General features: G+C 52.6%; 13 protein-coding genes. 8 read left to right on the top strand and 5 right to left on the bottom strand.

The window, feature by feature from the left end:
- Positions 1 to 221 precede the first annotated feature (221 nt).
- The 5 genes from rpiA (at position 222) to JJD41_RS03225 (ending at position 4,105) form a co-directional block, all read left to right on the top strand.
- On the top strand, positions 222 to 932 hold the full coding sequence (rpiA, locus tag JJD41_RS03245; protein ID WP_200664691.1) for a ribose-5-phosphate isomerase RpiA: 711 nt from the start codon (positions 222 to 224) through the stop codon (positions 930 to 932).
- Positions 933 to 1,194: 262 nt separating this feature from the next.
- Complete coding sequence (locus JJD41_RS03240; protein ID WP_168568619.1) at positions 1,195 to 1,797, top strand: peroxiredoxin; 603 nt, start codon at positions 1,195 to 1,197, stop codon at positions 1,795 to 1,797.
- Positions 1,798 to 1,970: 173 nt separating this feature from the next.
- Positions 1,971 to 2,519, top strand: a complete 549-nt coding sequence (locus tag JJD41_RS03235) for a peroxiredoxin family protein (protein ID WP_200664690.1) — start codon at positions 1,971 to 1,973, stop codon at positions 2,517 to 2,519.
- A gap of 62 nt (positions 2,520 to 2,581) precedes the next feature.
- Entirely contained in the window at positions 2,582 to 3,319 is a 738-nt protein-coding gene (locus tag JJD41_RS03230; protein WP_200664689.1) for a Uma2 family endonuclease, read from the top strand.
- 90 nt (positions 3,320 to 3,409) lie between these two features.
- Positions 3,410 to 4,105 carry a Uma2 family endonuclease gene (locus JJD41_RS03225; protein WP_200664688.1) on the top strand — a complete coding sequence of 232 codons (696 nt, stop codon included), beginning with the start codon at positions 3,410 to 3,412 and terminating at the stop codon, positions 4,103 to 4,105.
- A 32-nt stretch (positions 4,106 to 4,137) separates the two neighbouring features.
- Here the strand turns inward: JJD41_RS03225 and priA are convergent, their stop codons facing one another.
- Entirely contained in the window at positions 4,138 to 6,714 is a 2,577-nt protein-coding gene (gene priA, locus JJD41_RS03220; RefSeq protein WP_200664687.1) for a primosomal protein N', read from the bottom strand.
- A 138-nt stretch (positions 6,715 to 6,852) separates the two neighbouring features.
- Here priA and JJD41_RS03215 point away from each other — a divergent pair, with 138 nt between their 5' ends.
- Positions 6,853 to 7,365, top strand: a complete 513-nt coding sequence (locus JJD41_RS03215; protein WP_200664686.1) for a GNAT family N-acetyltransferase — start codon at positions 6,853 to 6,855, stop codon at positions 7,363 to 7,365.
- A 518-nt stretch (positions 7,366 to 7,883) separates the two neighbouring features.
- Positions 7,884 to 9,431: a PAS domain-containing sensor histidine kinase gene (locus tag JJD41_RS03210; RefSeq protein ID WP_200664685.1), complete on the top strand. Its 1,548-nt coding sequence runs from the start codon at positions 7,884 to 7,886 to the stop codon at positions 9,429 to 9,431.
- A gap of 271 nt (positions 9,432 to 9,702) precedes the next feature.
- Here the strand turns inward: JJD41_RS03210 and JJD41_RS03205 are convergent, their stop codons facing one another.
- From JJD41_RS03205 to JJD41_RS03195, 3 genes are all read right to left on the bottom strand, one after another.
- Positions 9,703 to 9,828, bottom strand: coding sequence for a photosystem II protein Y (locus JJD41_RS03205; RefSeq protein ID WP_168568611.1), 126 nt, complete (start codon positions 9,826 to 9,828; stop codon positions 9,703 to 9,705).
- Positions 9,829 to 9,980: 152 nt separating this feature from the next.
- The gene (locus JJD41_RS03200) at positions 9,981 to 10,460 is read right to left on the bottom strand and encodes a PspA/IM30 family protein (RefSeq protein ID WP_200664684.1); all 480 of its coding nucleotides are present in this window, start codon (positions 10,458 to 10,460) and stop codon (positions 9,981 to 9,983) included.
- A gap of 66 nt (positions 10,461 to 10,526) precedes the next feature.
- Positions 10,527 to 11,681: a sensor histidine kinase gene (locus JJD41_RS03195; protein ID WP_200664683.1), complete on the bottom strand. Its 1,155-nt coding sequence runs from the start codon at positions 11,679 to 11,681 to the stop codon at positions 10,527 to 10,529.
- A 168-nt stretch (positions 11,682 to 11,849) separates the two neighbouring features.
- On the opposite strand from JJD41_RS03195, the gene JJD41_RS03190 reads away from it, so the two are divergent.
- Complete coding sequence (locus JJD41_RS03190) at positions 11,850 to 12,029, top strand: hypothetical protein (protein WP_200664682.1); 180 nt, start codon at positions 11,850 to 11,852, stop codon at positions 12,027 to 12,029.
- Positions 12,030 to 12,175: 146 nt separating this feature from the next.
- On the opposite strand, the gene JJD41_RS03185 is transcribed toward JJD41_RS03190, so the two are convergent.
- Positions 12,176 to 14,011: a two-component system response regulator gene (locus tag JJD41_RS03185; protein WP_200667040.1), complete on the bottom strand. Its 1,836-nt coding sequence runs from the start codon at positions 14,009 to 14,011 to the stop codon at positions 12,176 to 12,178.
- Positions 14,012 to 14,102: the final 91 nt, after the last annotated feature.

Here is a 14,102-nt window from a genome sequence, read left to right as displayed (position 1 = left end):
TTCCCCTTTTTCAGGAGGATTTAGGGGGTTCTCCCAAGGCGCGATCGCTACAAAAGTATGATTCAAACTACATTATTTTAGCGAAATTGGGCGATCGCTCCGGCCAACTTAGACCAAGTTATACGAGTTGTTCTTTCGTTTTCAAGAACGCGGTAAAGTAAACACTGGTGTTGATTGTCATGGCAATTTCTACATCACAACGTCGAATTAGGAGAAAAAGTATGAGTGCCACCGCAGATCCAGTTAAAGTAATGAAAGAGCAGGTGGGGAAAGCCGCCGCCGACCGCGTTAAGTCCGGTTCGATCGTCGGTCTGGGAACGGGTTCGACCACGGCTTATGCGATTCAATATATCGGAGAACGTCTCAAGTCTGGCGATCTCAAGGATATTCAAGGGATTCCCACGTCGTTTCAAGCAACGGTGTTGGCGAAGGAATACGGGATCCCTCTGACGACTCTCGATGAGGTCGATCGCATCGACGTGGCGATCGACGGCGCCGATGAAGTGGACCCGAACAAGAACTTGATTAAAGGGGGTGGCGCCGCCCATACCCGCGAAAAAATTGTCGATTCTCTCGCCGAGGAGTTTATCGTCGTGGTCGATAGTTCTAAAATGGTCGATCGCCTCGGTTCGACGTTTTTGTTACCCGTGGAAGTTTTACCGATGGCGATGACTCCGGTGATGAAGGCGATCGAAAAACTCGGCGGTCAGCCTCAATTGAGAATGGGCGTCAAGAAAGCGGGTCCGGTAATCAGCGATCAAGGCAATTTCATCATCGATGTCAAGTTCGATCGCATCGACAATCCCGCCGAATTGGAAAAAACCCTCAACAATATTCCCGGCGTTTTAGAAAACGGGTTGTTTGTTGGCGTCACCGATGTGGTCTTGATTGGCGAAATTAAAGAGAACCAACCGACCGTTCGCGAGATCTAATCCACTCGCCGCCGTCAACGGGCGATCGCCGATCCTGGATGGGCGATCGCCCCGTCCGGGTCGATGGTAGGATCGAACCCGATCGCCTTTCCCTGATTCAGTGTCCGTCATTTTTTTTGAGAACTTTTCCGCGTTACTCAAAATCGTTATGATTATGATATAGTTGTTAAGGTTCGTAAACAAAATGCGGCGATCGTGGGTTTGGCCTTTCGATGCTGACCTGCAAGTCCGTATCATTCGATCGTTATTACAGGAGAATCATATGAGTGCTAATGAAGGATGTATCCGGGTCGGTCAAGCGGCCCCCGATTTTACCGCCACTGCCGTTGTCGATCAAGAATTCAAGACCATCAAGCTGTCTGACTATCGCGGCAAATATGTAGTGGTCTTCTTCTATCCCCTGGACTTCACCTTCGTTTGCCCGACCGAAATCACCGCGTTCAGCGATCGCTACGAAGAGTTTAAAAACCTCAACACCGAAGTCCTCGGTATTTCCGTCGATAGCGAATTCTCTCACCTCGCTTGGATTCAAACCGATCGTAAACAAGGCGGTGTCGGCGACCTGAACTATCCTCTAGTTTCCGATATCAAGAAAGAAATTAGCGCCGCCTACAACGTTCTCGACCCCGAAGCCGGAATCGCCTTACGCGGTCTGTTCATCATCGACAAAGAAGGCGTCATCCAACACGCCACCATCAATAACTTGGCCTTCGGTCGCAACGTCGATGAAACCCTGCGAACCCTGCAAGCCCTTCAGTACGTCCAATCTCACCCGGACGAAGTTTGCCCCGCAGGCTGGAAACCCGGCGAAAAAACCATGAACCCCGATCCGGTCAAGTCGAAAGAATTCTTCGCGGCTGTCTAAGTTTCCGCTTGTCTCTGTTAGCTTCAGACCGATACCAAATCAATTCCGAGGGCATGTTGTCCCTCGGAATTTTTCCTCATTTTAGAGCGATCGCTCTAAAATAGGGTGAGTTATCCTACATTGAGAACGGCTATCGATTACCAATATAAACGAAGATAAGGAGAAGATCGATCGTGTTGACTTCCACCGATTTTCGCGGCTTATTCAACGAACGCTTTTTTAAAAACTTCTTTCCGATTCCCGCTACCAATAAACTCTATTCCGACGTCGGCACCCCTAATTTTCAACTGCCCAATATCAACGGAGAAGGCGCAATTAAACTCTCCAATTATCGGGGCGAAAAAGCTGTAGTTCTTGCCTTCACCCGCATTTTTACAGAAAAACAATATTGTCCCCTGTGTTTTCCCCATATTAAAGCCCTCAACGAAGCTTACGAACAATTTGTCGAAGCCGGGGCGGAAGTTTTAATGATTACCAGTACCGACGATCGCCAAAGTAAAATCGTCGTGCGCGATTTGGGTTTAAAAATGCCCTTGTTAAGCGATCCGAGTTGCCGGATTTTCCGCGCCTACTGGACCGGACAGGCGTTAGGCGCACCCCTTCCGGCGCAGTTTATCTTAGATAAAGAAGGAAAGCTTAGATTCAAGCATTTATTCTCGTTTTTAGACCCCAATGCTGAGGTAGAGAAATTGCTGGAAGTCGTTAAAAGTTTGCCGAGTTAGAGAAGCGGAGATCGCCGTCAATCGCTAAAATAAAAAAATAGTCGCGCTGGGAAGAAACAACGATGGTCATCGACGTGCGATCGCCCAAGCAAGAACAGATCGTTTATCCGGACAGTGACGGTCAACCGATGGCGGAAAATACGAAACAGTTCGAACTGATCGTCTGGATTAAAGAAAACCTAGAACGCCTATTCGCCGACGACGAAGACGTATTTATCGCCGGAGACTTACTCTGGTATCCGGTGGAAGGGTCGCCGACGATCCGACAGGCGCCCGATGCGATGGTGATTTTTGGACGACCGAAGGGATATCGGGGGTCGTACAAACAGTGGGAAGAAGACAACATCGCCCCGCAAGTGGTGTTCGAGATCTGGTCGCCGGGAAATCGACCCTCGGACATTACCCGCAAATTCCAGTTTTACGATCGCCACGGCGTCGAGGAATATTATGCTTACGACCCGCAAACCCTCGATTTTATGGGATTTCAACGTCGGGAAGGGGTTCTCAGTCCCATTGACGCGATCGACGGTTGGGTCAGTCCCCGTTTGGGAATTCGTTTCGATCTGTCTCAGGGAGAGTTGCAAATCGATCGACCGGACGGCGATCGCTTTTTGACGACCTTGGAACTGGATCGATTGCGTCAACAAGCGGAGGAACGGGCGCAACAGGCGGAAGAAAGAGCAAAACAATCCGACGAAAGAGCCCAAATCGCAGAAACGGAACTGGAACGGGAACGACAACGATCGCGCGCCTTAGAACAACGATTGCGCGACATGGGAATCGACCCGGATCGTCTCTAGGGAAGCGGCGATCTCTACAATGAATAAATCGACTCGAAATTTAATCAAAATTCAGTCAAAATAGATAAAACTCGCTGGGGAGAAACAACGATGGTCATCGACGTGCGATCGCCCAAGCAAGAACAGATCGTTTATCCGGACAGTGACGGTCAACCGATGGCGGAAAATACGAAACAGTTCGAACTGATCGTCTGGATTAAAGAAAACCTAGAACGCCTATTCGCCGACGACGAAGACGTATTTATCGCCGGAGACTTACTCTGGTATCCGGTGGAAGGGTCGCCGACGATCCGACAGGCGCCCGATGCGATGGTGATTTTTGGACGACCGAAGGGATATCGGGGGTCGTACAAACAGTGGGAAGAAGACAACATCGCCCCGCAAGTGGTGTTCGAGATCTGGTCGCCGGGAAATCGACCCTCGGACATTACCCGCAAATTCCAGTTTTACGATCGCCACGGCGTCGAGGAATATTATGCTTACGACCCGCAAACCCTCGATTTTATGGGATTTCAACGTCGGGAAGGGGTTCTCAGTCCCATTGACGCGATCGATGGTTGGGTCAGTCCCCGTTTGGGAATTCGTTTCGATCTGTCTCAGGAAGAGTTACAAATTTATCGACCGGACGGCGATCGCTTTTTGACGACGTTGGAACTGGATCGATTGCGTCAACAAGCGGAGGAACGGGCCCAACAGGCGGAAGAAAGAGCACAACAGGCGGAAGAACGGGCGCAATTACTCGCCGATCGCCTCCGGGAAATGGGGATCGATCCCGATACTTTGTAAACCTAATTGTGTAAATTTAGCACAAATTGGAGTTATCCCAAGTTCAACGGATCGACATCGATCGCCAACCTCACCGTATGGGGGCAGCGCGATCGCAACTCCTCCAAGGGACGGGGTAAGTGAACCGGAACCCACGGCGGAAACTTCAGCAAAAGCTGCCAGCGATAGCGATTCGAGACCCGGGCGATCGGGGCGGGGGACGGACCTAAAACCTCGTGGGCGATATCTTCCCACCCCGGTTCCGGTTGTAGCATGTGGGCGAGTTCGGCGATCGTTTCGCACACCGTCGCTTCGTCCATTCCCGAAACTCTCAGTAAAATCAAACGCCCGTAAGGCGGGTAATGCAGCGCCTCGCGAGTTTCCAACTCCGCTTGTATAAATGCCTCGTACTGCTGGCGGCGAACCGCTTCGATCGCCGGGTGATCCGGGTTGTAGGTTTGAATCACCGCCCGTCCGCGATCGCCGCCGCGACCCGCCCGACCCACCACCTGAGTGAGGGTCTGGAATGCCCGTTCTGCGGCCCGATAGTCGCACAAATTCAACAACCCATCCGCCGCCACCACCCCCACCAACGTCACTTGCGGGATATCCAACCCTTTGGTGAGCATTTGCGTCCCCACCAACAAATCCGCCTCTTTATTCGCAAATCGGGTTAACAAAATCCGGTGGGCGTCCTTGGTTCGGGTCGTGTCGCTGTCGAAGCGGATGACCCGCAACTCGGGAAACTGCTTGGCGAGGGCTTGGGTGACACGTTGCGTGCCACTGCCAAAATGTTTGAAATAGGGGGAATGGCAATCGGGACAGCGATCGATCGGGCTTTGACTGTACCCGCAATAGTGACAGCGTAAGCGTTCCGCCGCCGCCTCGTGAGTGTGGTGGTACGACAGCGACACGTCGCAATGGGGACATTCCATCACGTAACCGCAACTGCGACAGGACACAAAACTGCTATGTCCCCGGCGGTGAATAAACAAAATTCCCTGTTGTCCGGTTTCGACAAGCTGAATCAGTCCCGCTTGCAAGGATTCGCTAAAAATCGATTTATTCCCTTTGCGAAATTCTTGCCGCATATCCACCACTTCTACCGGAGGTAAGGCGCGCCCGTGAATCCGTTCCGGGAGGGAGAGGTAATGAGTGGGGGCGGGGGAAACCGTGGCTTGACGGCGACGGTAGCGATCGCGGGTCGGGTCCGGTTCCGTGGGGGCGTAGTCCACCCAAGTTTCTAACGACGGGGTGGCGGAACCGAGAATCAGGGGACAGTCGGCGAGTTCGGCGCGCCATTCGGCGACGGTTCGGGCGTGGTAGGTCGGCGAGGGGCGGTCTTGCTTGTAACTGTCGTCATATTCTTCGTCGAGGACGATCGCCCCGAGTTTCGGTAAAGGCGCGAAGATCGCCGATCGCGTGCCGATGACAATTTGCGGTGAACCTGCAAGCATTTGCCGCCAGCTATCGTAACGTTCGCCGTCGGATAAACCACTGTGATACACCAGCACTTTATCGCCGAAACGGGCGCGGAAGCGATCGCACAGTTGGGGCGTCAGTCCGATCTCGGGAACCAGCACGATCGCCGACGCGCCGCGATCGAGGATCGGGGCGATCGCCTGTAAATAGACTTCCGTTTTTCCCGACCCAGTGACGCCATGCAACAGCACCCGATTGAATCCTCGTAAGCCGTGCAAGGTTTCTAACGCAGATGCTTGATCGTTTGTCAAGGTTTTGGGGCGATCGCGCTCCCGCCGACGGCGATCGCCCGTCCGCAACACTTCCCGTTCGTCAATTTCCACACATCCCTTACTCTCCAACGTCTGAATCAGTCCGGAACTGGTGTGACAGGTTTGCTGCAACTCAGTCAGCCACAGTTCGCCGCCACGGCGCCGCAGCACATCTAACACTTCGCGCTGGCGATCGGTCAACTCCACCCCCGGTTCGACACCGACAAACGTCACCGCTTTTTGCAACTTCGCCCGAGGCGGTTTGGGCGGTTCCAAATAACTTTCCACCCATCCTTTTTTACTGAGTTCGTGCAAACCTCGGGTCGCCTTGGGAACCTGGCGGCGCAGGTAAATCCAGGCATAATCCCCCGTTTTCGATTCGCGCAGGAGTTCCAAAATTTGGCGGGCGGCGGGAGTACAAAACACCTCGGCACCCTTGGGAATTTCCCCACTCAAGCGGATGCGGCGCTGGGATTTCCCCAGCAGTCCCGGCGGGAGGGCCGTTTTAATCACTTGAATCAGGGGGGTATAGTAATAGGCGGCGACCCGTTCGAGTAACGCCCAATAAGACGCTGGAAAAAAGCCGGAGACGACTACATCTTCCACCGCTTTGACCGCTTCGGGATCGAGATCTTGCGGGGGGCGATCGCCCGTCGCGACGGCGATCGCCCCCAACTGTTGGGAACCAAACGGAACGCTTAAAATATCTCCCGGTCGCACCAACAAGTCCGGCGGAACCGCATAAGTCCACAATTTGCGGTCTTCTCCGGGCAGGTCTACGAGCACTTCCACCCACAGGGACGGGCGATCGCCCCCCCGCCACTCGTAGGCGCCACCGGGTTCGGCGACGGCGAGGGAAACGACGGGCAAATCGCAAGTCTCGGAGGAAAAGGGCATCGGCGTTAACTGTCGATCGGCCTTTCGATTGTACCGCCTCTTTTCGGCGACGACGGGGGAGGCCGTCCGTCTAAATCTTGCAAGGATACTCTAAGATAGAAAAGCTCTCGCGCGATCGCCCCCTCCTTTCGACCAGTGATGTCCGAACCTGACTTATCCTTTGCCATCCGTCCCGCCATCGAAGACGACACCCGTGGGATTTTTGAGTTAATTCGAGCATTAGCCGCTTACGAACGGCTTTCCCATCAAGTGCGAGGCAATCCCGAGACCTTGAAAGCGCATTTATTCGGCGATCGCCCTTACGCGGAAGCGATCGTCGCCGAAGTCGGAACCAATTTAGTCGGATTTGCTCTATTTTTCTACAACTATTCTACGTTTTTAACCAAACCGGGAATCTATTTAGAAGACTTATTTGTTCTGCCCGAATATCGCAGTCGAGGCATCGGCAAATCTTTGATAAGTTATCTCGCACAAGTGGCGATCGCGCGCGGTTGCGGTCGCTTGGAATGGTCCGTATTGGATTGGAACGAACCCGCGATCGCCTTTTACCAGCATCTCGGTGCCGATCTCCTTCCCGATTGGCGGATTTGTCGGGTGACCGGACAATCTTTACAGGAGTTAAGTCTCTCAAACTCGCGATCGCACCCGTGAACGATCGACGTTTCTCCCCGGAGCGATCGCCGTTCGACTCCCCAGCGACGTACAGGAAACATGGGGCAAAGTTGGCGGGACTTTAACGGTGGGTCAACCCCCCGGTTTAACCGTCGTCCTGCCGGAGACGGCGATCCCCGTCCTCTTGCCTCGGTGAGCTTGGAGAAGCCCCGCCGCCGTCACTGAGGGAAAACGGGATAGTAAACGGGGGTTAAGGTCGCGCGATCGCGCCGCTCTGTTTCGATGCCGCGATCGGCCAAAAGTCGGCGATCCCCCCCGATCTTGCCTCCAGATTCAAAGGATACTGCTGTCAGCAATCGGGGGAGAGAATCGATCGCCGTTTTATCCCGTTCAATGCCACCGATCCACCTCTTTACACGGCGCGATCGCACGGAAATGGCGATCGATTTTAAGCCTTTTTTTAGGGTGTTTTTACCGATGTCCGGCTATAATTCAGTTAAATAGTTTAAAATCAAATCATTAATTGTTTTTTTTAAATAAACGGTTGATATTTATTCATGGCCTCCCACTTAAAAGTAAGACAATATCTTGCTTATTGGTTGCAATTGGGCAAGAAAGTTTTTGTTTGTAATGGAGAAATCGAGCAACAACCCCGGCCAGTGATTCGAGGCGATCGCTACAGCAGCGATTTTGAATCGTTATGGCAAGCAGTGGGAACTCCTGAATTTGGCGATTGTTATTTAGAAGGAACCGACGAAACGATCGCCGACCTTCTCAGTCCCGAGTGGGACATTGTAGAGTGTTCGCGTTGTACGATGCCCATTCCCTTGCGGAGTCGAGGAATGCCTCCCCAAGTCTGTCCGTGTAACAACCTGCCCACGTGGCCGAATTCGCAAATTCCCGCACCGCGATCCCCGGTCAACGACCGTCAGGAACTCGGTTCGATTCGCGATCGCCTCCACCAAATGGCCGATCGCGCCGATCTGTACGCCCTGAGTATTCTCCAAGACTTAAACGACTACAAACAAGCCGAACAAGCCGTAGAACGGCTGCGCCTGCAAAACGAACTGATTCTCAATTCCGCCGGGGAAGGGATTTGCGGACTCGATGCGGATCTCAAAATTACCTACCTTAATCCGGCGGCGGCAGTCGTGCTGCAAACCCATACATCCCACGCGATCGGGATGCCGATCGCGAGCCTGTTTGCTCCCCCCGACGACCCCTCGGGCGATCGCCCCCAACCCGAAGCCGCGATCGCCACCACGATCGCCGAAGGCAGCGTCCAGTACGTCACCAACGCCTGGTTCCTCCGTCCCAACGGCAAACCCTTTCCCGTGGAATACGTCAGCGCCCCGATCCGGCAAAATGGTCAAATTGTCGGTGCGGTCGTCACCTTCAAAGACATTACCGAACGTCAGGAAATCGAGCGCATGAAAGACGAATTGCTCTCGATGGTCAGCCACGAACTGCGAACCCCCGTCGCGGCGATTCGCGGCGCCTTGGGTTTGCTCGCCAGTGGGGTCATCTCCGCCGAAGCGCACAAAGGACGACGAATGCTCGAAATTGCCCTCAACAATACCGATCGCCTGTTGTTGTTACTCAACGACATTCTCGATATTGAAGGGATGACCTCGGGTAAAATCGTCATGCACCCCCACAACGGCGATGCTTCCGAGATCGCCGCGCAAGCGGTCGAATCGATCCAACCCCTCGCCGAAAAAGGGCAAATTTCCTTATTCGTGCGGGTCCCCAAGGCGCCGATTTACTGCGATCGCGATCGCGCCATCCAGGTATTGACCAATTTACTCAGCAATGCGATTAAATTTTCTCCCCCCGGCAGTTCGGTGTGGTTGGACGCCGAGATCGGCGATCGCGACATCCTTTTCCAAGTCCGCGATCGCGGTCGCGGGATTCCCAAAGAAAAACTCGAAACCATTTTCGAGCGCTTCCAGCAAGTAGACTCGTCCGACTCGCGCGCCTATGGCGGGTCCGGTCTCGGCTTGGCCATTTGCCGCCAAATCGTCCTCCAACACGGCGGTAGAATTTGGGTCGAAAGCGAACTGTCCCGAGGCAGTCAGTTCTTTTTTACCTTACCTCTCGGGTAGAATTTAGATTTTGAGCGATTGAGGGCGATCGCCGTTCTCCATCGGTCCCCAAAAATTCCCAAAAATTCCCAAAAAAAAAGCTCCCAGCCAACGACTAGAAGCTTTATATAGGGTGTATATGTTTGGGTTTAGTGTTTGCAAATGCACAAGGGCAGTCTTAGCTGCTTACTTCGGTAGACCGCGCAACCGGGCTGAGAGTTCCTTCAAGACGTGGGGAACGATCGACCCGATCGCCGCGTGCCGAGTGCGTGCCAACGCTTGTGTGTGGAATTTAGGCTTCTTTATTCAAAAAGTTTTGCAGTTGTTGCAGCGCCACTTTACCGACGTTGTAGAACGCCCAACCCCCTGCAGCTAACACGGGCAGCAAAACAATCAGCAAACGTAAGTCAAGATCCATAGCTGGATTCCCCCTTTCTTAAGATTTATAAAACATTCTCATCTTTCTACCTCTATTTTGCAATCAAGGGGCGCTGTTTGCTACCCCTTGGGGCAAAAATTGGCCATTGGGAATCGGGCATCGGGACGGAGCGATCGCCCGCTTAATGGGGATTACAGTTGCGATCGCAACCATTCGAGTTCCGCATCGATCTGAGCCACATTATTCTTGAGTTCTTCTAAGGTCAGATCCATCTGCGCGGCGGTGGCGCTCCCGTGTAAAATACTGCGTTGGTATTCGAGACGGGCGAGTTGTTGTTGGAGTCGCTCCACCGTCGGCGCCAGGCGATCGAGTTGCGTTTGCAAGGCGATCGCCTGTTGGGTATAGGTGCGCTTCTCCAACAAAATCCGGCGGGCTTCCGGTTCGTCGCCTTGCTGCAGTGCCCGTTTGGCCGTCTCTTGGAGGCGATCGCCCCTCCCGCGCGCTTCCTCCAAATCCCCTTCGAGTTGGCGTCGCGCCTCTAGGGCTCGGTTCACGCTCGATTGGAGTTCGGCGAGGGTAGCATCGACTTCTGTTTGCGGGTCGGTTTTTTGATTTTGCCAGTCGTTCAAATTAGAACGAACCAGCCGACTGATGCGATCGCCCAATCCCATTCATCGTTCCTCCCGTTGACCTTTAATCTTTCCTCATTAATTTCTATAATAATAACTCGATAGAGATTAGGGGCGATCGCACGGCAGGGTAAAGTAAAAAGTCGTTCCCACATTCACCGTCGATTCCACCCAAATCTGTCCCCCGTGGCGTTCCACGATCTTCTTACAAATTGCCATCCCAATTCCCGTTCCCGGATATTCTTCTGGGGTGTGCAACCGTTGAAAAATCTCAAAAATACGCTGAAAGTATTCCGCCTCGATCCCGATCCCGTTATCGCTCACCTTAAATAACCATTGATCGTCTTTCCGTTCGGCGGAAATTTCCACTTTCGGCGGCTCCTCTGGACGGCAAAATTTAATCGCATTTCCGATTAAATTTTGAAACACTTGGGAAAGTTGCAACGGATCGGCGATCGCCTCCGGTAAAGCATGGCAAATAATTTCCGCATCGCTGGCGGCGATCGACGCCGATAAATTATGGGTGACCGCATCGACAATCGCCTTGCAATCGACGGGTTCAAACTCTCCCCCTTTTCGTCCCACCCGAGAATAAGCCAACAACCCTTGAATCAATTGTTGCATTCGCTTGGCGCCATCTTCAATAAAATAGATGTAGCGATTTGCTTTTTCATCGAGCTTATTTTTGTATTTGTAAGCGAGTAAATCGACAAACCCAATAATACTTTGCAACGGGGATTGTAAGTCGTGGGAAACGACGTAAGCGAACTGTTCCAATTCTTGATTCGAGCGTTCGAGTTCGGCATTTAACTGGTTGAGTCGCTCGTTTTGTTCGAGCAGTTTGGTATTTTGCTCGCTCAGTTGTTTTTGCAGTCGCCGTAACATCAAGCGATTTTCGACCCGAATCAACACTTCTCGTTCGTGAAACGGTTTGCTGATGTAGTCGGCTCCCCCGACCGTAAAGGCTTTGACCTTATCGTTAATTTCGTTGAGCGCGCTCAAAAAAATTACGGGGATCTCCTCAGTGACTGGCGAGCTTTTCAGTTGGGTGCAGACCTCGTAACCGTCCATTTCCGGCATCATGATATCGAGCAAGATCAGGTCCGGATGGGCCGCTTCCACCGCAATCAACGCCATACGGCCATTAATCGCTTTCCTGACTTCGTAGCCGCGATCGCTGAGCATAGCCGACAGCAGCCTTAAATTATCGGGGGTATCGTCAACGATCAGAATCGTTGGCCGTTCGCTTACAGGTTCGGTCATAATGATGCCAGTCCTCAAGTCAAAACATCTTGACAAACGCGACAACCGGGCGATCGCGATGCATCTGCGCAGGTGAATCGCCGTTTGTTGTAGACCCCCTGAAATCATCGGTCAGTCTAGAAGCCTCTGTGCGTTCGAGTCCCCATCGGCGTCCCCGTCGAGACCGACATGAAAATCGGCTCGCTTCCCTCCGGCGACACGAGTGCGGTTCCAGAAATGAAACCCTTACCCGGTCGGGATGCTGGAATCGGCGATCCTCCTCGGGAGACCCTAAGCGAACGCGGCTTGCAACGGATCGACCCTGAAGGTGCGGACAATAGCGCGGAGAGTTCCAGGCAATCGCGCTAGCTGGACTATGATACTCCAAGGGAGCGATCGCGAGGACGATCTTGTTCTCGCACGTTGACTCGACGACGGCGATCGCTTCGCGATAACATCCCCCCATGGATCCGAAGTCGCGATCGCCCTTCCCCTGCGATTGATAGTTGGGTGGTTTACCACCGAGGCTGGCTGGCTAGCAAATCCCGGGTCGATGGAGCGTCGAGGGGAGCCGAAAACAGATATCCTTGTCCGCAATTGCACGCTAATTTCCGCAACTGATTCAACTGCCCTTGAGTTTCGATTCCTTCCGCGATCGCTTCCATTTCCATTGTATGAGCCATTGTAATAATTGCCGGAATTAAATCGCGATTTTGGGGGTTGCCATCCATGCGGCGGATAAAAGATTGGTCGATTTTGAGCGTGTTGACCGGGAGTTCGTGCAAGTAGCTCAACGACGAATATCCCGTGCCAAAATCGTCCAAACTGATCTTGATGCCGCACTGTTGCAGTTCGCCAATTTTCGCTTGAGCGAGATCCTTATTTTCCAGGATTGCCGTTTCGGTAATTTCTAGTTTTAAGCGCTCCGGATCGAAATCGAGATCGGTGACGATCCGCCGGATTTCCTCCGTTAAATGGGGTCTCAAAAACGTAATCGCCGATAAATTAATCCCCACCGACAGCTTAGAATCGATCGCCCCCACTTTTTGCCACTGTTGGAGCTGGCGACAGGCCGATTGTAAAACCCACAAGTCGATCGCGTGAATGACGCCACTTTCTTCCGCCACCGGGATAAATTCTGCCGGAGAGACAAAACCCCGCTTGCTGTGGAACCAGCGCACCAGCGCCTCGAAAGCGACTATCCGACCGCTTGACAAATCGACGATCGGCTGGTAAAAAACTTTTAATTCTTCCCGTTCGATCGCCCGTCTGAGATCGTTTTCTAGCTCCAGACGCCGTAAGACCGACTGGTGCATCGACGGATCGAAAACGTGGTAGCGGGAGCGTCCCAAAGCTTTAGCCCGATACATGGCGGTATCGGCATCCCGTAACAGATATTCCGGGGAATCGTCGTAAACATTGCTCAGGGCGATCCCGATGCTGGCATTAATAAAAACTTCGTGTCTCGATAGCTGAAATGGGGTAGAAAGACTGGAGAGAATGCGTTCGGCGACGGCGATCGCTTCCGCTTCATCGGCGATGCGACGGAGTAAAATGGCAAATTCATCGCCGCCGAGGCGGGCGAGTAAATCCTCCCGTTTGAGGCAGTGCTGGAGGCGTTGGGAGATCGCCTGTAACAGTTCGTCGCCGACGGAATGACCGAGGGAATCGTTGACGACCTTAAAGCGATCGCAGTCTAAAAACAAGACGGCAAACTGATAGTTTTCCTCCCGTTCGAGTTGGGCGATCGCCTTTTGTAAAGACTCCATAAACAACGCCCGATTCGGCAAATTCGTCAGGGAATCGTGGAGGGCCAGGTGCAACAATTCATTTTGCAATTCTTGCCGTCGTTCGATCTCATTTTTCAACTCTTGATTGGCGAGTTCGAGTTGCTGAGTTCGGGCGCGCACCCGCGATTCGAGTTCGGCGTTGAGCTGTTGAATTTTTTCTTTAGCCTGACGTAACAGCAGTTGGTGTTGAACCCGGATTAACACTTCTTCCAACTGAAAGGGTTTGGTAATGTAATCGACCCCCCCCATTTTAAAGGCTTTCACCTTATCTAAAGCATCCACCAAGGCACTGAGAAAAATCACGGGAATATCGCGGGTTTCCGGATTGGCTTTGAGTTGCTGACACACCTCGAACCCATCCATTTCCGGCATCATGATATCGAGTAAAATTAGATCCGGAACCAACGTTTTACAAGCGGTCAAGGCCATCGAGCCATCGAGAGCCTTGCGAACTTTGTAGCCGCGTTTCGACAGCATTCGCGCCAAAATATATAAGTTATCCGGGGTATCGTCAACGATTAAAATATCGACGCTGGCATTCTCAGGAAGATCGGAATTCATGGAGGGTTGGGGTAAAATCTCGTGGGCCACGTTCTCGCAAAAAGCCAAGAGGAAATAGTGAAAAGTGAATAGTGAATAGTGAATAGTGAAT

This window comes from Oxynema mangrovii CENA135 (assembly GCF_016632315.1).
GTDB classification, from domain to species: domain Bacteria; phylum Cyanobacteriota; class Cyanobacteriia; order Cyanobacteriales; family Laspinemataceae; genus Oxynema; species Oxynema aestuarii.
Note: the sequence above shows the minus strand (reverse complement) of the source record. Positions and strands in the feature narration are given on the sequence as shown.

Bases quoted from the DNA above. Each gene is read 5' to 3' on its own strand.
- JJD41_RS03185 (WP_200667040.1), bottom strand. From the start codon at position 14,011: ATGAATTCCGATCTTCCTGAGAATGCCAGCGTCGATATTTTAATCGTT.
- JJD41_RS03225 (WP_200664688.1), top strand. From the start codon at position 3,410: ATGGTCATCGACGTGCGATCGCCCAAGCAAGAACAGATCGTTTATCCG.
- rpiA (WP_200664691.1), top strand. From the start codon at position 222: ATGAGTGCCACCGCAGATCCAGTTAAAGTAATGAAAGAGCAGGTGGGG.
- JJD41_RS03200 (WP_200664684.1), bottom strand. From the start codon at position 10,460: ATGGGATTGGGCGATCGCATCAGTCGGCTGGTTCGTTCTAATTTGAAC.
- JJD41_RS03205 (WP_168568611.1), bottom strand. From the start codon at position 9,828: ATGGATCTTGACTTACGTTTGCTGATTGTTTTGCTGCCCGTGTTAGCT.
- JJD41_RS03215 (WP_200664686.1), top strand. From the start codon at position 6,853: ATGTCCGAACCTGACTTATCCTTTGCCATCCGTCCCGCCATCGAAGAC.
- JJD41_RS03230 (WP_200664689.1), top strand. From the start codon at position 2,582: ATGGTCATCGACGTGCGATCGCCCAAGCAAGAACAGATCGTTTATCCG.
- priA (WP_200664687.1), bottom strand. From the start codon at position 6,714: ATGCCCTTTTCCTCCGAGACTTGCGATTTGCCCGTCGTTTCCCTCGCC.
- JJD41_RS03190 (WP_200664682.1), top strand. From the start codon at position 11,850: ATGAAAATCGGCTCGCTTCCCTCCGGCGACACGAGTGCGGTTCCAGAA.
- JJD41_RS03240 (WP_168568619.1), top strand. From the start codon at position 1,195: ATGAGTGCTAATGAAGGATGTATCCGGGTCGGTCAAGCGGCCCCCGAT.
- JJD41_RS03210 (WP_200664685.1), top strand. From the start codon at position 7,884: ATGGCCTCCCACTTAAAAGTAAGACAATATCTTGCTTATTGGTTGCAA.
- JJD41_RS03195 (WP_200664683.1), bottom strand. From the start codon at position 11,681: ATGACCGAACCTGTAAGCGAACGGCCAACGATTCTGATCGTTGACGAT.